Below are 19042 nucleotides of genomic sequence, written 5' to 3' on the forward strand. Positions count from 1 at the left end.
TGACCTTACCGTGCGGTTCCGGATGGAAGGCGCAATGGGGCGCACCCGGAGCGGCCCGGGCCGTGTCCCGTGCCTCCGGCCGAGGTCGAGTCCACTTGAGCTCAGGCGTCATCGGCGACCGTGCCGCGCTCTTCGGCCAGGCGCGGCAGCGCGGCCTGCGAGGCCAGCACGGCGGTCACCTCCGAGCCCGTGCACGAGCCGCGATCGTCGCAGGCGGCCGGCACCACCCACAGCTCCAGGAACAGTTGGTCGCGGACGTAGCAGCCCCCTTCACCGGGGCCGCCGACGCACAGTCCCTCGTCGGCCGGAAGCCATCCGCTCTCCAGCGCGGCCCGCCCGAATTCGCGGTGGGTGTCCTCCACCGGGCCCTCGGAGGTCCAGGTGCGCATCCGCACCCGGCACTCCCCCAGGCACCAGCGGCTGCCGTAGGTCCGGTCGGCGACGCTGGTGGCGGCCCAGGCCGGGACCTCGAGCGCGTCGGCCGCACGGTGGGTCGGGTCGACGGTGGCCGCGCGCCCCAGCCACAGGACAGCGGCGACCAGCAGGACGGCCGCTCCGGCGACGGCCTGGACCGTCAGGCGGAGCCGCTCGACCCGGCGTCCGGCGGCCATGACGGCCTCGGCGATCCGGTCGGCCGAGCGCGCGGAGCCGGGCGGCGGCTCCTCACCGGTCATCGGCGCCCTTCCGCACGATCCGGCGGATCTTGGCCAGCCGGTCGTCGATCTCGGCCTCCTCGCCGTGGCGGGTGGGCCGGTAGTAGTCGCGGTCGGCGACCGCATCGGGGGCGTACCGCTGCGGCACGACGCCGAGCGGGTCGTTGTGCGGGTAGACGTAGCCGGCGCCGTGGCCGAGTTCGGCGGCGCCCCGGTAGTGGCCGTCGCGCAGGTCGGCCGGGACCGGGCCGATGGCGCCGGCGCGGACGTCGGCGACGGCCTCGTCGACGGCGGCGATGACGGCGTTGGACTTGGGGGCGGTGGCGAGGTGGATCACGGCCTGGGCGAGGTTGATGCGGCATTCGGGCAGGCCGATGCGTTCGACGGCGGTGGCCGCGGCTGTGGCGGTCTGGAGCGCGGCGGGGTCGGCCATGCCGACGTCCTCGGAGGCGAAGACGACCATGCGGCGGGCGATGAAGCGGGGGTCCTCGCCGGCGACGATCATCCGGGCGAGGTAGTGCATGGCGGCGTCGACGTCGGAGCCGCGCAGGCTCTTGATGAAGGCGCTGGCGATATCGTAGTGGCCGTCGCCGTCGCGGTCGTAGCGGACGGCGGCGGTGTCGATGGCGGCCTCGACCAGGCCCACGGTGACGGTGGGGTCGCCCTCGGCTTCGGCGGTGGAGGCGGCGGCCTCGAGGGCGGTGAGGGCCTTGCGGGCGTCGCCGCCGGCGGTGCGGACGAGGTGGTCGCGGGCCTCGTCGGTGAGATCGAGGGCCCCGTCGAGCCCGCGCGGGTCGGTCACGGCGCGGTCGACGACGGCGGCGACGTCGGCGTCGCCGAGTTCGCGGAGCGAGAGCAGGACGCAGCGGCTGACCAGTGGTGCGACGACCGAGAAGTAGGGGTTCTCGGTGGTGGCGGCCAGGAGGGTGATGGTGCGGTCTTCGACGGCGCCGAGCAGGGAGTCCTGCTGGGTCTTGTTGAAGCGGTGGACCTCGTCGATGAACAGGATGGTCTGGGGTCCGCCGGTGCGGCGGACCCGGCGGGCCTCCTCGATGGCGGCGCGGACGTCCTTGACCCCGGAGTTGAGGGCGGACATGGCGCGGAAGCGGCGGTCGTCGGCGTCGGCGACGAGGCGGGCGATGGTGGTCTTGCCGGAGCCGGGCGGGCCCCAGAGGATGACCGACATCGGCTGGCCGCCTTCGACGACCTGGCGCAGCGGCGAGCCGGGTGTGAGCAGGTGCTCCTGCCCGACCAGCTCGTCGAGTGCGCGGGGCCGCATCCGGACGGCCAGGGGCTCGTCGCCGGTGGCCGGGCCCGAACCGAAGCCGCCGGTCCCGCGGTCCCGCGGCGACTCGGCCACTTCGAACAACCCTGGTGCATCCATCTCACCACAAGCGTAAGTCATCTGCATGCGCAGACCGAATCACCAAGGCCCGCGGAGTCCGGGTCGGTTCAGGCGCTTTGGGCTTGTGCGGCATTGACATACGTGTTTCGGCTGCTTTATCGTGTTCTCACCGTTGAGTTGCCTGGGTCACAACTGCACCTGGAGGCCAGCCCATGCCTGCGTTCTTCCTGGCGATCTCAGTGCTCGCACTGTTCGCCTGCGGGTTCATCTTCTACTCCCGATACCTCGCCGAAAAGGTCTACCGACTCGACCCGGCCTACGTCACCCCGGCCCACCGCTACCGGGACGGGGTGGACTTCGTCCCCACCAACAAAAACGTCCTATTCGGACACCATTTCACCTCCGTGGCCGGAGCCGCGCCCATCGTCGGACCGGCCATCGCCGTCTTCTGGGGCTGGCTGCCGGCCCTGCTGTGGATCGTCGTCGGCACCATCGTGGCCGCCGGCGTCCACGACTTCGGCGCGCTCGTCCTCTCGGTGCGCCACCGAGCCAGAGGCATCGGCACCCTGACCAAGGACGTGATCGGCGCACGCGCCGGGACGCTGTTCCTGGTCATCATCTTCTTCCTGCTGACCCTCGTCAACGCCGTGTTCGCGGTGGTGATCGGGAACCTGCTGGTCGCCAACCCCGGCGCGGTCATCCCGATCTTCGGCGAGATCCCGATCGCGATCGCCATCGGCTACTACGTCTACCGGCGGCGGAGCGCGGCGCTCGTGCCCAGCCTGCTCGGGGTCGCGGCCCTCTACGTGCTCATCTGGGTCGGCCAGGCCTACCCGATCGAGATCACCGGCCTGGCCGAGGCCCTCGGCGTCGAGCAGACCCGCAACGTGTGGATCGTGATCCTGTTCGCCTACACCTTCTTCGCCTCCCGCATCCCGGTGTGGGTGCTCCTGCAACCGCGCGACTACATCAACTCCCACCAGCTTTTCGTGGCGCTGGCGGTCGTGCTGCTGGGCGTCGGCGTGGGATGGAACACGATGGTCGCCCCGGCCATCAACGCCGTCCCCGACGACAGCCCCAGCATCTTCCCGTTCCTGTTCATCACGATCGCGTGCGGCGCGATTTCGGGATTCCACTGCCTGGTCTCCTCCGGCACCACCGCCAAGCAGCTCGACAAGGAGACCGATGCGCGGTACGTAGGCTACGGCGCCGCCATCGGCGAGGGCACGCTCGCGCTGTGCTCGGTGCTGGCCGTCGGCGCCGGCGTCGCCGCCACGCAGGCCGAGTGGGACGGACTCTACGCCGACTTCTCGACCGCCTCGGGCGGAGCGGTCGGCAACTTCGTCAACGGCGTCGCCTCGTTCGCCGGCAACCTCGGGATCCCGATGGACTACGCGGTGGTCTTCGCGGCGGTCGTGGTCATCTCCTTCGCTGCGACCACGATGGACACCGGAGTCCGCCTGCAGCGCTATGTGGTGCAGGAGATCTCGCACCTCGCCGGGTGGCGACGCCCGGCGAACAGCCTCACCGCGGCCGGACTGATCGCGGTGGGCGTGCCGCTGGCCCTGGCGCTCCTGCCCGGCGGCGGCGACGCCGGCTACGCCTTCGGCGTGCTGTGGCAGTTGTTCGGCACCACCAACCAACTGCTGGCCGGCCTGGCGCTGGCGGTGATCGCGGTGTGGGTGCTCAAGCGCCGCGCCAACCCGCTCGCGCAGCTCGTTCCGCTGGTCTTCCTGGTCGGGATGACCACGTGGGCGCTGGTGGTCAACCTGCGCAACTTCATCGAGGCCGGCGAGTGGGTGCTCGCGCCGCTCGACGCGGTCATCTTCGTGCTGGCGGTGTGGATGATCGTCGAGGCCGGCCGGGCCGTGGCCGGGGCGTGGCCCGACCGCAGGGGCCCGGCCCGGAGGGCGCCGTCCGAGGAGCTCGAGGAAGAGGTCAATCCCTAGCAGCGTGAAGGCCCGCCGGGCGATGCCCGGCGGGCCTCTGCGATCGGTCGACGCTCAGCCGCCCATCATGGCGAAGTCCTCGAAGGGGTGGATGTTGTCCGAATCGGGGACGGAGATGTCGTAGTCGCCGCCGATTTCGACGATCTCGCTGACCATGCGCATGGTCATGCCCTCGATCTCGGGCAGGGTCATCTCCATCGACTCCAGCAGGCCGCGGTCGTCGATGGTGACCGTCAGCTCGGTCTCGCCGGCGAATTCGGCTCCGTTGGCCCCGGCGCCGGTCGCCCCCATCATGGTCTCCATGGCCTCGCTGTCGGCGCTCAGGGTGCCGGTGTAGACCCCGTCGCCGGTCTCCTCGACGTCGCCCAGCTCCTCGAGCATCAGCTCGGTCTGCTCGGCCAGGTCGAAGCTACCGAACTCCTGGTAGAGCTCGCTCAGCTCGCCCTGCTCGTTCAGGTCCAGGGTGAACCAGGCGTCCTCGCCGAAGTCCTCGGCCAGCATGGCGAACATGCCGCCGGAGAACTGCATGTAGATCACATCGTCCACGATGATCGACTCGGAGTGCATGTCGGAGAACATGGTCTCCATCATCTCGTTCGCCTCGGGGTCGTCGGGCATGTCCTCCCCCATGGCCTCCATGATGGCGCTCATGTACATGTCCTGGGACGAGCGGGCCGACTCACCGTCGCTGACGCTCGTCATATCCATGAAGTCGATGTCGTCGACGGTCATCGAGGATTCCATCTTGTACGACTCGGAGTCGAGCCCCTCGTACGAGGCCAGGACCGTCTCGTGGGGGCTGAGTTGAGCGGCCGCATCGTCTTCCTGCGCCTCGTCCGCGGTGTCCTCCGAATCCGAGCTGGTTTCGGGGCTGCACGCGGCGAGGGCGAGCGCGAACGCGGGAACGGCGACCGCTCCGGCGAGGCGGCGGGTGGTCGAGGTAGGCATCGACGTCCTCCTTATTGGGGTGCGAGTTTCCAATCCACACATTACAGCGAAGCCGCCACGCGCGCCCGCCCGGCAACGCTGGCATCGCCGCCGGTCCCGACCGTTCGGGGACGTCGGCCGCGGTCAGTTCTCACCGTCCTCGTCCGAACCGGTGGTCGGCTCCCCGTCCTCGGGAGGCTCCTCCTCATCGTCGGAGGGCGTGGTCTCCTCCTCCGGGGTGGTCGAAGTCTCCCCGTCCTCGGGGGACGTGGCATCGTCGTCGGCCGAACCGGTCTCCTCCTCAGCCGTCTCCTCCGCCGTGTCCTCGGGCGTCGGGGACTCGTCGGGGGCCGGCTCCCAGCCGTCGTTCCCCCGCTCGGCCTCCTCCGAGGTGGCCTCCCCGGTCGGGGACCCGGTCCCGGCCGGGGCCTCAGAGGTGGTCCGGTCCTCGTCGGCCGGACTGATCCGGTTGTCCGGCCGGTCCCACGGCGCCATGATCAGCAGCAGCATCAGTGCCACCGCCGCCGTCACCGCGCCGGTGACGGTCCACGGCAGCGCGCGGCTCCGCCCCTCCCCGGGCCGGTCGAATCGGCTCGTGGGCCCCGGCGCCGTGTCCGGGCCCGTCGCACCGGCTCGCATCGGCTGCGCCGAGTCCGCCGCCGCGACCGGGATTCCGCCGGTCACCACCCTGCGCTGACGGGCCGAGCGGGCCATGTCGGCCGCCGAGCCATAGCGTGAGCCCGGGTCCTTCCGGAGCGCCTGCAGCACCACCTGCGCCACGCCCGCCGGAATGTCGCGCCGCAGCGGCGGCGGCGCCAGATTCATGTGGCCGTTCATGACCGCCACCGGCGTCTCCGAGACGAACGGCGGCCGCCCCATCAGGGCCTCGTACGCGACGCAGCCCAGCGAGTACAGGTCGCTGGCACCGGACAGGTCGGTGCCGCCGAGCTGCTCGGGCGAAGTGTAGGCCAGTGTGCCCATCACGGTGCCGGTCTCGGTCAGTCCGGAGGCGCCGCGCGCGGCCGCGATGCCGAAGTCGACGATCTTGACCGCACCGGTCTCCTCGTTGACCAGCAGGTTGGCCGGCTTGATGTCGCGGTGGACGATCTCGGCCCGGTGGGCGGTCGCCAGGGCGTCGGCGGCGGTGGCGACGATCGCCATCACCTCGGTCGCAGGCAGGGGGCCGCGGTCGCCGAGGATCTCGGCCAGTGAGCGGCCGCGCACCAATTCCATCACCAGGTACGAGACCGGGCCGTCCTCGCCGTCCTCTTCGCCGTAGTCGTACAGCGCCACGATGCCCGGCGACTGCAGTGCCGCGACGGCCCTGGCTTCGAGCTGGAAGCGGGTGCGGAACCTCTCGTCGCTGGTCAACCCGGCATGGAGGGTCTTGACGGCGACCTCGCGGCCGAGCCGGGTGTCCAAGCCCTTCCAGACCTCGCCCATGCCGCCGGAGGCCAGCCGCTCCTCCAGGCGATAGCGACCTGCCAGCATGGTCCCGCTCCGCACAACGAACCGCTCCCTCTACTCCTGCCTCGACCGGGTGTCCGATACGTCGGTCACGTCGCGGGCCCCGAGCTCGGCCCGCGGGGCCTTCTACCGATCGGAGGCGTTCGAGGGGCAACCGGATACGTGAAACGACCAGCGGCCCGAGCCGAGGGCTCGAGCCGCTCTCACTTCGTATCGTAGGGCTAGTCTTCCGCTTCGTGGGGTCCGGTTTCGGGCACGAAGTCGATTCCGGCCTCCGCCCGCTGCTCGGGCGTGATCGGCGTCGGCGCGTCCGTGAGCGGGTCCTGCCCCGCCCCGGTCTTGGGGAAGGCGATCACCTCGCGGATCGAATCGGTCTTCGCCAGCAGCGCGCACACGCGGTCCCAGCCGAAGGCGATGCCCCCGTGCGGCGGGGCGCCGTACTTCAGGCCCTCGAGCAGGAAGCCGAACTTCTCCTGCGCGTCCTCGTGGCTCAGACCCAGGACGTCGAACACCCGGCTCTGGACACCGCGGTCGTGGATACGGATCGAGCCGCCGGCGATCTCATTGCCGTTGCAGACGATGTCGTAGGAATAGGTCAGTGCGTTGCCGGGGTCGGACTCGAACTTGTCGATCCATTCGGGATTCGGCGAGGTGAACGGGTGGTGGACCGCGCTCCAGCCGCCCTCGTCGGTCGGCTCGAACATGGGCGCATCGACGATCCAGCAGAACGCCCAGGCGTCCCGGTCGATCAGCCCGCAGCGGCGGCCTATCTCGAGCCGCGCCGCACCGAGCAGCTCCTGGGCCTCCCGGCGGTCGGCCGAGGCCGCGAAGAAGACCGCGTCGCCGGCCTTCGCACCGACCGCGTCGGCCAGACCGGCCAGGTGCTCCTCGGAGAGGTTCTTGGCCACCGGGCCCTTCGGCTCGCCGGTCTCGGCGTCGAGCACGACGTAGGCCAGGCCCTTGGCGCCGCGGGCCTTGGCCCAGTCCTGCCACCCGTCGAGCTCCCTGCGGGTCTGGGAGGCGCCCCCGGGCATCACCACCGCCCCGACGTAGCCGCCGGCCTCGATCGCGCCGGAGAAGACGCGGAAGGAGGTACCGCGCAGGTGGTCGGTGAGCTCGGTCAGCTCCTGGCCGAAGCGCAGGTCGGGCTTGTCCGAACCGAACCGGTCCATCGCCTCGTGCCAGGTCAGTTGCGGCAGCGGACGCGGCAGTTCGTAGTCGGCCAGCTCCCGCCACAACCCCGCGGTGATCCGCTCGGCCAGATCCACCACGTCCTCCTGGGTGACGAAGGAGGCCTCGACGTCGAGCTGGGTGAACTCGGGCTGGCGGTCGGCCCGGAAGTCCTCGTCGCGGTAGCAGCGCGCGATCTGGAAGTAGCGCTCGAAACCGGCGACCATGAGGAGCTGCTTGAACAACTGCGGCGACTGCGGCAGGGCGTACCAGGAACCCGGCTGGAGGCGCACCGGCACCAGAAAGTCGCGGGCGCCCTCGGGAGTGGAGCGCGTCAGCGTCGGGGTCTCGATCTCCACGAAGTCGTCGCCGATCAGGACCTCGCGCGCGATGTGGTTGGCCCTGGAGCGCAGGCGCAGCGCCGCGGCCGCGCCGGGGCGCCGCAGGTCGAGGTAGCGATGGCGGTAACGCACGTCCTCGGAGACGTCGATGTGCTCGTCGATCTGGAACGGCAGCGGAGCCGCCTCCGACAGCACCGTCAACGAGTCGGCGGTGACCTCGATCCAGCCGGTGGGCAGCTCCGGGTTCTCGTTGCCCTCGGGCCGCTGCGCCACCACGCCGGTGATCTCGATGCAGAACTCGTTGCGCAGCTCGTGCGCGGCGCTCGCGGCCTCGGAGTCGCGGAAGACGACCTGGACCACGCCCGAGGCGTCGCGCAGATCGACGAACTCCACCCCGCCGTGATCGCGGCGCCGCGCCACCCAGCCGACGAGGGTGACTTGCTGGTCGACGTCAGCGGCACTCAGGGTGCCGGCGAGGTGTGTCCGATACACGGGCTCGATACTCCTCGGAAGGTCCGTTAGACGATTGATCGGCTCGAGGGCGCATTCTCTCGAATGCCTCGCACCGCCAGCAATCGTATATCCGCCCGTTCAGCAGCCCCGCGGGCGTGCCGGGAGGTACGGCCGGGCCCACAGACCGGCCCCGATCAGCGGGCGACGGCGTCGAAACCGAGCAGACGCACCACCACGTCGAGGAAGCGGCGCGAATCGGCCACGATCGCGTCCGCCTCCTCACCGGTGACGATGTCGGGGATGCCGGCCTGCGCCAGCACCCGCTTCCGCGCGGTCCGGGCGAAATGGGAGGCCCACTCCTCCAGCTCCGGCGCGGCCCCCCGCAGCAGCTCCCACGTGCTCGAGGGCCTACCGGGGCGGCGCCGGCTCATCGCGACGTCGCCGGCGCGCACCGCCAGCACGGCCGCGGCCACGCGCAGCGCCGCCATGTGGGCCTCGGCGTAGCGCTGGCCGGGCCGCGCCTGCTCGGCGGCGTCGTCGAGGTCGGCGCGCGCGCTGGCCAGCAGTTGCAGGGGCGAGCGGTCGGGGAGTTGGTCGGCGGGGATGCGCAGCCGGCTGTTCGAGACGCTCCCGGCCTGGATCAGGCGGGGCGACCGGGTGGCTCCGGGTCGAGAAGCAGCCATTGGGGGCCTCCATAACCTTGTTCGAACCCGCGTTCGAGAGATATGGAACCACATGGGTCCGACAAAATAAACCCCCAAGACTGCACAGGATCGCCGGATCACTACGGAATGTCGTCAATCCGACAGCTATCCCATTGCAGCTCAACAGAACCGGCCCCAGGCCCCTAGTCGGCGATCCGGTCGACCATGCGCAGATGCCCCCGGGCCTCCTTGCGGCGGCCCAGCCGCTCCAGCGTGCGACCCAGCAGCCGACGGGCGTAGAAGTCGGCCGGGTTGTCCTCGACCATCCTCTCGGCCAGCGCCAGGCACCGGTTCAACTGCGCCGACTTGAAGTAGGCGCGCGCAGCGGTCAGCATCACGTCCGGGTGGTCCCGGTGCTCGGCCAGCAGCGGCTCGAGGGACTCGAGCGCGCCCAGCGGGTCGCGCTTCGCGAGCAGCTCCTCGGCGTCCCGCAGCCGCTGCGTCTCCTCGGGCACCCGGCGCTCACGGGCGTCGGAGTCGATGAAGGCGGCGATCTGGTCGTCGGTGATCTCGTGGTAGCGCATGGTGCGTCCAACACCGGAGCCGGGCGGCGCATTCCCTCACTCGTTGCGCAGCGCCGCCGCCACCACGATGATCAACTGGAGCAGCCCCAGCATGGACATCAGCATCCAGGCGATCGCCGCGACCGTGACCGCCCCCGAGATCCAGGCGCCGTACTCCGGGCCGCCGAACACGGCCACCACACCGGCCGCCCCGAAACCCAGCGCCACGGTGGCGACGCGGACCGACCGCTCCCCCAGCGTCACCATGCCGAGGTCCCGCAGGCCCACCTGGCGAGCCCGGGAGCGGGTCTGCACGTAGATCCACGACAGCGCCCCCGTGGCCACCACGACCCAGCCGGGAGCGCCGAGCAGCCACAGCGCCGCCAGCCAAGCCGCCTCGCCGACGCGGCCCGCCAGCGGCTCGAACACCAGCACCCGCCGCGAGAGCCGGGTCGAGCGCACCGCCAGGAGCGCATAGGAGGAGTCGGCCAGCGCGGTGACGCCGACCAGCGGCAGCGCGAGGATGACGGCGGGGCCGCCGGCGAACACGGCCACCGGGACCAGGAGGCTCGCGGTCAGGCCGAGCCCGACCGTGGCCCCGGGCCGGAGCCGCGTCGAGAGGATGGCCTTGCCTACAAGGGAGTCGGCGGGCACACGGGTGCGCATGGAACTTGTTCTAGCAGACGGCATCAAGGGCGTGCGCACAGCATCGGACATAGTAGAACACTCTACGTGCCCGGTGTCCTACCGACCGGACCCGGATTTGGCGCCGTTGAGGTTCTGCCACACCCGGCGGGTGGAACGGGAGTGGTTGAGGGTGGTGAAGTGCAGACCCGGCGCCCCCTCGGCCAGCAGCCGCTCCCCCAGCGAGGTCGCCACCTCCACGCCGATGTCCCGGATCGCCTCGCGGTCGTCCTCGACCGCGCGCAGCCTCGCGGCCAGATCCTCGGGGAAGTCCATCCCGGTCAGCACCGCGAACCGCTCGATCTGCTTGATATTGGTCACCGGCATCACACCCGGCACGATCGGGATGTCGCACCCGGCGGCCGCGACCGCGTCGCGCAACCGCAGGTAGTCCTCGGGATCGAAGAAGATCTGGGTGATCGCGAAGTCGGCCCCCGCGCGGCACTTGTCGACGAAGTAGCGCACCCCCGTCTCCCAGTCCACGTCCCGAGGATGCCCCTCGGGGAAGGCCGCCACGCCGACACTGAAATCGCCGGAGGACTTGATCAACTCGACCAGCTCATGAGCGTGCAGCACCCCCTCGGGATGCTTGACCCAGTCGGCCCGGGGGTTCCCCGGCGGGTCACCGCGCACCGCCAGGATATTGCGGACCCCCACATTGGCGAAGTGCCCGATCAGGTTCCGCAGCTCGGCCACCGAGTGGTCCACGGCCGTGCAGTGCGCCATCGTCAGCAGCGTCGTCTCGGAGATGATCCGGTCGGTCGTCTCGACGGTCTTGGCCCGCGTGGACCCGCCCGCGCCGTAAGTCACCGACACGAAGTCGGCACCCCTCGCCTCGAGGTTGCGGACGGTGCGCCACAACGTCGCCTCGTCCTTCTCCGAACGCGGCGGGAACAGCTCGAAGGAGAACCGCGGCCTGCCAGAACGGAGCAGATCGCCGATCTTGGCGGTCTGCTGGGGCATCACTGAGGCCACACCTAGGGTCATGCGACAACCGTAACCGTTCCGGTACACATGTCCTGACCTGCACACCCCCGCACCCAATAGTTGAGACGGACGCATGTTCGCCTAGTGTCGGGGCGTGGAGCTCAACGACCGCATCGACGCCGCCCTGACCGCCTTCCTGGACCGCCAGGCGGCCCTCATCCGCGAAATCGACGACCACCTCGGCGCCTACGCCGAGGCCGTCCGCTCCTTCGTACTCGGCGGCGGCAAGCGCATCCGCCCCACCTTCGCCTACTGGGGCGCACGCGGCGCCGGCCTGCCCGACTCCGACGAACTGATCGCATGCGTGTCCTCCCTCGAACTGCTCCAAGCCTCCGCCCTGATGCACGACGACCTCATCGACGGCTCCGACACCCGCCGCGGCGCCCCCTCCATCCACCGCCGCTTCACCGCCCTCCACCGCGACTCCGGCTGGGCCGGCGACCCCGAACAATTCGGCACCGCAGCCGCGATCCTGCTCGGCGACCTCTGCCTCGCCTGGTCCGACGAACTGCTCTGCTCGGCCGGCATGCCCCCCGAGGCCGTCGCCGCCGCACGCGCCGACTTCGACCTCATGCGCACCGAAGTCAGCGCCGGACAATACCTCGACGTGCTCTCCGAAGTGCGCCGCGACGTCTCCGAACACACCGCCGCCAAGGTCGCCCGCTACAAATCGGCCAAATACACCATCGAGCGGCCCCTCCTGCTCGGAGCCTCACTGGCCGACGCCGACGCCGGCGTGCGCGAACACTACTCGGCCATCGGCCTCCCGCTCGGCGAGGCGTTCCAACTCCGTGACGACGTCCTCGGCGTCTTCGGCGACCCCGCCCAAACCGGCAAACCCGCCGGCGACGACCTGCGCGAAGGCAAACACACCTTCCTGGTCGCCCGCGCCTGGGCGGCCGCCGACGACACCCAGCGCCAAACCCTCACCAAAGGCCTGGGCGACCCGCACCTCGACGCCGCCGGCGTCTCCGAACTCCGGGCGATCCTCACCGCCACCGGGGCCCTGGCCGACACCGAACACCGCATCCGCGCACTGGCCGGTCGGGCCGAGGCCGCGCTGGAATCCTCTCGAGGCGAGGTCGACGCGGCCGCGCTGGAAGTGTTCGCCGGCCTGCTGGTCAAGGCCGTCAAGCGCGACTTCTGAATCCGCCGCACGCCGTCCGGGGCTCGGCCGAACGGACCATTGTCCACCTTGGGAGTGAATCGGCGGTTACCGTTCGTCGCCCCGCTCGTTGTGTTCGGTAAGGGACGCACACGAGACGGTGGAGTACAACTGTGGGACTGTTCGGCGCCGCGGGGCGCGAGGTGAAGGGCGCGATGCGATCGATCCGCTACGACCTGCGGCATTCGCGGCGGTTCCGGCGGACCGGGGCGATCGCCGTGGTCACCGTGGCGGGAGGGGTGCTGGCGGCCGGTGCGATGCTGCGCGGCCCGGTCCCCGAGATGATGGGCGTGGATTCGGACCGGGACGGGGCCGGGATCTCCGAAGGGTGGTTCGGCTTCGGTGCCGAGACCCGCGGCCAGGACCCCGAGCCCGACGCCGAGCCGACGACCGGCCCGGTCGGCCCCGGCCCGGACTCGGCCGGAGGAAGCGAGTCCCCCACCGCGGAGGCGCCGACGTCCTCCGGCGGTCCGGAGCCGACGACCGCACCGGCCGGGACTCTCGGCGAGGAGCCCGAACTCAACCCGGTCGACGACCGGTCCGGCGGCCGTTCGCCGTCGCCGGAGGGCAGCACACGGCCGACCGAGAGCCCCGAGCCGAGCCCGGAGCCGACCACGACCGGGCCTTCGCCGAGCGGCTCCCCGACGCCGTCGCCGAGCCCGAGCGAGTCGACGAGCCCGGAGCCCACCGGCACCGAGAGCACCTCCCCCGGTTAGGTCATTCCTCGGCCCGGATCTCGGCGAGCTGGCCGCGGATGGCGGCGATGTTGCGTTTGACGGCGGCCACGTCGGGGGCGTCCTCGCCGGAGGCTTCGCCGCGGCGCTGCTCCCGGGCCAGGAGCGTCGCAAGGTTCACCAGTTCCCGCTGGAGTCGGCCGTGGAGCTGGCCGGCGCGTTTGCCCCAGGCCCCCGCGACCCGGTTGCGGGCGCGGCGGCGGCTGCGCAGCGACCGCATGGTCGTCAGGTCCTCGGTGGTGACGATCCGATCGGGCTGGTCGGACATGGTGGTCACGAACCAGCGCCACTCGGCGCGGGCGGCCAGGCGGTAGAGGACGAGGAACAGCACCAGGATGATCAGGCCCTTGCCGTAGGTCAGCGGGACGGTCAGCCAGGAGCCGAGGCCCGGCGGCAGCGGCAGGTTCCACAGCCCGTGCATGGCGATCGCCAGAGCGAACAGGCCGACCGCGACGCCGACGCGCTTCCGCAGCGGCCGGCGGAGCTGGGTGATGAAGTAGGCGATGCCCAGCCCGGCGGTGCCGGTGTAGAGCGGGTGGGACCAGGGCCCGGCCACCAGGACCCGCGTGACGGTGACGCTCATCGAGCCCGACCAGTCGGAATTGGGATTGATCACCGCGAAGTTGATCGCGTAGGTGAGGTTCTCGACCACCTGGAAGCCCAGGCCGACCAGCGCCCCGTAGATGAGACCGTCGATGGAGCGGTCGAAATGCTCACGGACGATGAGGACGAGCATGACCACGCCGAGGGTCTTGAGCCACTCCTCGTTGAGCGGTCCGGCGATCGCCGGACCCCAGGTGCGGGCCCATTCGGGGTCGGCGATATCGGCCAGGACCACCAGGGAGGCGTCGTTGGCGATCGCCGAGAACGACACGGCGGCCAGGCCGCCCCAGCACATGGCGGCCGCGCGGACGGTGACCGGTTCGCGCTCGAACAGGTCGAGCCGGGAGAGGATGAACAGGAACACGACCGCCAGCACGGCGTTGATGCCGATCGACGCCCACAGGGCCCCGGCGATGTCGGAGTAGTCCGGCGACAGGACGCGCCCGAGGCTGATCAGGCCGATGACCAGGCACGCCACGTAGAGCCAGTAGGCGGGCCTCCGGAGGCGGATGAACGCGCCCTGGCTCTCGATGACGACCCGTTCAGTCTGGAGGCTCATTCGTCGGCCAACACGAAACTCGAGACGAAGGCGTCGGCGTCGGCGGCGTCATCCTCCAGCCGGCCGGTGGGGGCCAGCAGGATCAGCGTCGCCGCCGCACCGTCGCCGCCGCCGACGACTACGATCGATCCGGCGAGGTTGCGGCCGTACAGGTCGGCGCGGAAGCCTTCCAGGCCGTTGACCTCGTTGTAGTACTCGCGCACGTTGGTGACAGCGATCCCGGGCCGGCCGGCGGTCAGCCGTTCGGCGCGGCGCTCCAGCAGCCGCTCCAGACTGTCCACACCGGCGTCGACCTGGACCGTGGCGCTGGTCCTGCCGCGGTCGACGGTGATGCGGTGGCGGGACAGGCTCAGTTCGGAGGACCAGCCCGGACCGGGCGGCAGGAACTGCAAGTGGACATCACCGACCGGATAGGACTCTAGTTGGACCGTCTCACCCTGAGCGAACTGCTCGGTGGTGTCGCCGACCAGCCGTTCGAGGCCGATCCAGAAGGCGAGCGGCAGCACGATGGCGGCGGCGGCCGCCACCGCCGCCCCCGTCCTTCCGCGTTCCAGGCCCCACCGATTGAGGTGAATGGTCGCCTCGCCCAAGTGTCCCCTCCCCGAGCCTCCGCGCGCGAGGCGCGGGAGCCTGCCGAACCCCCGCGCGTCCAAACCAGGTTACGGGGAGGGGGCCGGGACCCGCCTGCGGTTCGACCGATATGCGGCCTCAAGCGACCCGCAGCGTCCAGCCGTGCGTATCCTCGGCGCGCCCGTGCTGCAGATCCAGGATGTGCCGCCGCAACTCCATGGTGAACTTGCCGGCCTCGCCGCCGGCGATCCGGAACTCGCCGTCGCGACTCTTGACCGTCCCCACCGGAGTGACGACCGCGGCGGTGCCGCAGGCGAACGCCTCGGTCAAGGCGCCCGATTCGGCGTCCTCGCGCCAGCGGTCGAGCGAGTACCGAGTCTCGCGGACCTCCCAGCCGGCCTCGGCCGCCAGCGTGAAGATCGCGTCGCGGGTGATGCCGGGCAGGATCGTGCCCAGCTCGGGCGTGTAGATGACCCGGTCGCCCTCGTAGACGAAGAACAGGTTCATCCCGCCGAGCTCGTCGACGTACCGGTACTCGACCGCGTCGAGGAAGACCACCTGGTCGCAACCGTGGTCGATCGCCTCCGACTGCGGCAGCAGACTCGCGGCGTAGTTGCCGCCGCACTTGGCCGCACCGGTGCCGCCCGGCCCGGCCCGGTTGTACTCCTCGGACACCCACAGGGTCAGCGGCTTCGGGCCGTGCTTGAAGTAGGCCGCCGCCGGGGAGGCGATGACCAGGTACCGGTACTCCTTGGCCGGTCGCACCCCGAGGAACTGCTCGGAGGCGAACATGTACGGCCGGATGTAGAGGCTGGCCTCCTCCTGCCTGGGCACCCACGCGGCGTCGACGGCCAGCACCTCGCGGATGGAGTCGATGAACCACTGCTCGGGCAGGTGGGGCATCGCCATCCGGTCGGCCGAGACGTTCAGGCGCCGGGCATTGGCGTCGGGCCGGAACAGGCCGATGCCGCCGTCCGGATAGCGGTACGCCTTGAGGCCCTCGAAGATCTCCTGCGCGTAGTGCAGGGCCGCCGACGCGGGCGAGAGGCTCAGCGGCTCGTACGGCCCGAGGCGGGCGTCGTGCCAGCCGCGCCCCTCGGTGTAGGACATGGTGAACATGTGGTCGGTGAAGATGGTCCCGAATCCCGGGTCGGCGATGAGCCGCTCGCGTTCGGCGTCCGGCATCGGGTTTGGGTGCGGCTCGCGCCGCAGGTCGGGAAGACCGTCGCTGGTCATGGAAATTTCCTTCGGTCAATGCCTGTGAGTATCGGTCTGTTGCCCAACTTACCGCTCGTTCAGGTAGCCGGGCACGTCGTGGTCCGGTGGGAACGACATGAAAACGCCCGGCGAGTGTCACTCGCCGGGCGCGTCAGAGCAGGTGGCTCGTCAGCTCAGCGCTCCGGCGACGTCGGCGGCTACTCGCTCGCCTACCTCGGCGGTGCTGACCTTCTGGCCGGACTCGCGCCCGGCCAGCTCGCGCTCGACCGCGGCGTTCACCGCGGCCGCCGCATCGGAGCGGCCCATGTGGTCGAGCAGCAGCGCAGTCGAGGAGATCGCGGCGATCGGGTCGGCGATCCCCTGACCGGCGATGTCGGGGGCCGAGCCGTGGACCGGCTCGAACGTCGAAGGGTGCGTGTGATCGGGGTTGACGCAACCGGAGGCGGCCAGCCCGATGCCGCCGGTGACCGAGGCGGCGATGTCGGTGAGGATGTCGCCGAAGAGGTTGTCGGTCACGATCACGTCGAAGTCGTGCGGCCGGCTGACCAGGAACATCGCGGCGGCGTCGACGTGCTGGTACTCGGTGGTGACCTCCGGGTACTCCTCGGCGACGTCGCGGAAGGCGCGCTGCCACAGCCCGCCGGCGTGGACCAGCACGTTGGTCTTGTGCACCATCGTCAGGTGGCCGCGGCGGCGCTTGGCCCGCTCGAAGGCGTCGCGGACGACCCGCTCCACGCCGTAGCGCGTGTTCAGGCTCTCCTCGGTGGCGATCTCGGCCGACGAGCCCTCGTGGAGGTTCCCGCCGGCACCCGCGTACAGGCCCTCGGTGCCCTCGCGCACGACCACGAAGTCGATGTCGCCGGGCTTGACGTCGGCCAGCGGCGTCGCCGCGCCCGGGTACAGGCGGCTGGGACGCAGATTCACGTACTGGTCGAACTCGAACCGGAGCCGCAGCAGCAGCCCGCGCTCGAGCACGCCCGGCGGGACGGACGGGTCGCCGATGGCGCCCAGCAGGATCGCGTCGTGCTCATCCAGCTCCGACAGCACGTCGTCGGGCAGGACCTCGCCGGTGGCGTTGTAGCGGCGGGCACCGAGGTCGTACTCGGTGGCCTCGTAGCCCGGCAGCGCCACATCCAGCACCTTCCGGGCCTCGGCGATGACCTCTTGCCCGATCCCGTCACCGGGGATGACCGCGATCCTGCTCATGCTGCCTCTCTGGAGGATTGGTTCCGTGAACGACTCGGTGGCCGCGAACGCACCCCTTCAGGGAAGCAAAGGGAATGCGGGGCGGGTGCGTTCACCATAACGCATCCGTCCCGCATTCCGACTATCGACTCTCAGCAGTTGGAATCAGTCCCGGAGGGTGACCGCGTTCGCGGTCGCGGCCCCCACCGACTCCTTGACGCGGCCCAGGACCTCGCCCGGGACCGGCGCGTCGGTCGCCATCGCCATGAACGCGTCACCGCCGGCGGCCTTCCGGGCCACCTGCATGGCGGCGATGTTGATGTCGAGGTCGCCGAGCGAGCCCCCGATGAGGCCGACCACCCCGGGCCGGTCGGTGTAGCGCAGGAACAGCAGCGAACCGTCGAAGTCGATGTCGAGCTCGAAGCCGTCGACCTCGGTCAGGCGGAGCGCCGCCTGCGGCGTGGGGCTGATCGTGCCCGACACGGTCAGGCTCCTGCCGTCGACCAGCGCGCCGCGCAGGGTCACCAGCGTCTGGAACTCCGGCGACTCGGCCGAGGTGTACAGGCCGACCTCGACCCCGCGCTGCTCGGCGACCAGGGGCGCGTTGACGTAGGTGACCGAGTCGACCACGTCGGCGAACAGGCCCTTGGAGGCGGCCAGTTGCAGCACGGTGACGTCGTTGTCGACGACCTCGCCGCGGACCTCCACGGTGACCGACTGGACGGCCGCTCCGGCCAGCGCCGTGAAGGTCTGGCCGAGGCGCTCGGCCAGCGGCAGCAGCGGGCGGACGTCCTCGGCGACGACCCCGCCGGCCTGGACGTTCGCCGCGTCGGGCACGAACTCGCCCGACAGGGCGAGCTTGACGCTCTTGGCCACGGCCAGCCCGGCGTTGTCCTGGGCCTCGCGGGTGGAGGCGCCGAGGTGCGGGGTGGCCACGACGTTGTCGAGGCCGAACAGCGGCGAATCGGTGCACGGCTCGGTCTCGAACACGTCGAGCCCGGCCGCGGCGACGCGCCCGTCCTGGAGGGCCTCCAGGAGCGCGGCCTCGTCGATCAGGCCGCCGCGGGCGGCGTTGACGATGCGGACGCCGGGCTTGACCTTGCCCAGGGCCTCGGTGCCGATGAGCCCGGCGGTCTCGGGAGTCTTCGGCAGGTGGACCGAGATGAAGTCGGACTCGGCCAGCAGCTCGTCGAGCCCGACGAGCTTGACGCCCAGTTGCGCGGCGCGCGAGGGCTGGGCGTAGGGGTCGAAGGCGACCACGTTCATGCCGAACGACTGCATGCGGGTGGTCACGAGCTGGCCGATCTTGCCGAAGCCGACCACGCCGAGGGTCTTGCCGTGGATCTCGACGCCGGTGAACTTCTTGCGGTCCCAGCGGCCCTCGCGGAGCGAGGCGTCGGCGCGGGCGGTGTGCCGGGAGCTGGCGAGCAGCAGCGTGATGGCCTGCTCGGCGGCCGAGACGATGTTGGAGGTCGGCGCGTTGACGACCATGACGCCGCGCTCGGTGGCGGCGGGCAGGTCGACGTTGTCGAGCCCGACGCCGGCGCGGGCGACGACCTTGAGCTTGGGCGCGGCCTCCAGCGCGGCGCCGTCGATGGTGGTGGCCGAGCGGACGACGACGGCTTCGGCGTCGGCGAGCGCGGTGTGGAGGGAGCCGGCGTCCGTTCCGTCGATCTCCCGGACGTCGAAGTCGCTGGAGAGGACTTCGATCGCTGCGGGCGCGAGTGGGTCTGCTACCACCACGACGGGTTTGGATTCGGTCATGGATACCTCGCAAAGGTAAGGAATAGACGGAGGACCGGGCGCGGCGCTGCGTCGTCGCGGC

Annotated in this window: 17 protein-coding genes; 3 read left to right on the forward strand and 14 right to left on the reverse strand. The window is 70.9% G+C overall.

What is annotated here, in order from left to right; all coding sequences use genetic code 11:
- Positions 1-101: 101 nt before the first annotated feature.
- A complete protein-coding gene (locus tag CUT39_RS05465; protein ID WP_100444956.1) occupies positions 102-674 on the reverse strand; it encodes a hypothetical protein in 573 nt (190 codons plus the stop codon).
- Complete coding sequence (locus CUT39_RS05470) at positions 664-2037, reverse strand: replication-associated recombination protein A (RefSeq protein WP_100444957.1); 1374 nt, start codon at positions 2035-2037, stop codon at positions 664-666. The genes CUT39_RS05465 and CUT39_RS05470 overlap by 11 nt, the downstream gene beginning before the upstream one ends.
- A gap of 173 nt (positions 2038-2210) precedes the next feature.
- Here CUT39_RS05470 and CUT39_RS05475 point away from each other — a divergent pair, with 173 nt between their 5' ends.
- The gene (locus CUT39_RS05475) at positions 2211-3947 is read left to right on the forward strand and encodes a carbon starvation CstA family protein (protein WP_100444958.1); all 1737 of its coding nucleotides are present in this window, start codon (positions 2211-2213) and stop codon (positions 3945-3947) included.
- Positions 3948-4001: 54 nt separating this feature from the next.
- Here the strand turns inward: CUT39_RS05475 and CUT39_RS05480 are convergent, their stop codons facing one another.
- The 7 genes from CUT39_RS05480 to metF all read right to left on the reverse strand — a co-directional run bounded on the left by CUT39_RS05480 (position 4002) and on the right by metF (position 11183).
- Positions 4002-4895 (reverse strand): hypothetical protein, encoded by an 894-nt coding sequence (locus CUT39_RS05480; protein ID WP_114149484.1) that lies wholly within the window; start codon positions 4893-4895, stop codon positions 4002-4004.
- A 123-nt stretch (positions 4896-5018) separates the two neighbouring features.
- Complete coding sequence (locus tag CUT39_RS05490; protein ID WP_100444961.1) at positions 5019-6365, reverse strand: serine/threonine-protein kinase; 1347 nt, start codon at positions 6363-6365, stop codon at positions 5019-5021.
- Positions 6366-6562: 197 nt separating this feature from the next.
- Positions 6563-8344 carry an aspartate--tRNA ligase gene (aspS, locus tag CUT39_RS05495; protein WP_100444962.1) on the reverse strand — a complete coding sequence of 594 codons (1782 nt, stop codon included), beginning with the start codon at positions 8342-8344 and terminating at the stop codon, positions 6563-6565.
- Between the two features lie 155 nt (positions 8345-8499).
- Entirely contained in the window at positions 8500-8988 is a 489-nt protein-coding gene (locus tag CUT39_RS05500) for an SAV_6107 family HEPN domain-containing protein (protein WP_157930492.1), read from the reverse strand.
- A 164-nt stretch (positions 8989-9152) separates the two neighbouring features.
- Positions 9153-9533, reverse strand: a complete 381-nt coding sequence (locus CUT39_RS05505) for a tetratricopeptide repeat protein (RefSeq protein ID WP_100444963.1) — start codon at positions 9531-9533, stop codon at positions 9153-9155.
- A 36-nt stretch (positions 9534-9569) separates the two neighbouring features.
- Positions 9570-10178: a CDP-alcohol phosphatidyltransferase gene (locus CUT39_RS05510; protein WP_100444964.1), complete on the reverse strand. Its 609-nt coding sequence runs from the start codon at positions 10176-10178 to the stop codon at positions 9570-9572.
- Between the two features lie 78 nt (positions 10179-10256).
- Positions 10257-11183 (reverse strand): methylenetetrahydrofolate reductase [NAD(P)H], encoded by a 927-nt coding sequence (gene metF / locus CUT39_RS05515; RefSeq protein ID WP_100444965.1) that lies wholly within the window; start codon positions 11181-11183, stop codon positions 10257-10259.
- Between the two features lie 94 nt (positions 11184-11277).
- Here metF and CUT39_RS05520 point away from each other — a divergent pair, with 94 nt between their 5' ends.
- Entirely contained in the window at positions 11278-12330 is a 1053-nt protein-coding gene (locus CUT39_RS05520) for a polyprenyl synthetase family protein (protein WP_198586899.1), read from the forward strand.
- 131 nt (positions 12331-12461) lie between these two features.
- Entirely contained in the window at positions 12462-13064 is a 603-nt protein-coding gene (locus tag CUT39_RS05525) for a hypothetical protein (protein WP_100444966.1), read from the forward strand.
- Position 13065: 1 nt separating this feature from the next.
- Here CUT39_RS05525 and CUT39_RS05530 read toward each other — a convergent pair whose 3' ends face one another.
- From CUT39_RS05530 to serA, 5 genes are all read right to left on the reverse strand, one after another.
- A complete protein-coding gene (locus tag CUT39_RS05530; RefSeq protein ID WP_100444967.1) occupies positions 13066-14244 on the reverse strand; it encodes a PrsW family intramembrane metalloprotease in 1179 nt (392 codons plus the stop codon).
- The gene (locus CUT39_RS05535) at positions 14241-14834 is read right to left on the reverse strand and encodes a hypothetical protein (RefSeq protein WP_157930493.1); all 594 of its coding nucleotides are present in this window, start codon (positions 14832-14834) and stop codon (positions 14241-14243) included. Before CUT39_RS05535 ends, CUT39_RS05530 begins: the two co-directional genes overlap by 4 nt.
- A gap of 118 nt (positions 14835-14952) precedes the next feature.
- Positions 14953-16050, reverse strand: coding sequence for a branched-chain amino acid aminotransferase (locus CUT39_RS05540; protein WP_100444969.1), 1098 nt, complete (start codon positions 16048-16050; stop codon positions 14953-14955).
- Positions 16051-16200: 150 nt separating this feature from the next.
- On the reverse strand, positions 16201-17238 hold the full coding sequence (locus CUT39_RS05545) for a 3-isopropylmalate dehydrogenase (RefSeq protein ID WP_100444970.1): 1038 nt from the start codon (positions 17236-17238) through the stop codon (positions 16201-16203).
- 144 nt (positions 17239-17382) lie between these two features.
- Positions 17383-18981: a phosphoglycerate dehydrogenase gene (gene serA, locus CUT39_RS05550; protein WP_100444971.1), complete on the reverse strand. Its 1599-nt coding sequence runs from the start codon at positions 18979-18981 to the stop codon at positions 17383-17385.
- Positions 18982-19042 lie beyond the last annotated feature (61 nt).

The organism is Glycomyces xiaoerkulensis (assembly GCF_002798405.1).
GTDB lineage: Bacteria > Actinomycetota > Actinomycetes > Mycobacteriales > Micromonosporaceae > Glycomyces > Glycomyces xiaoerkulensis.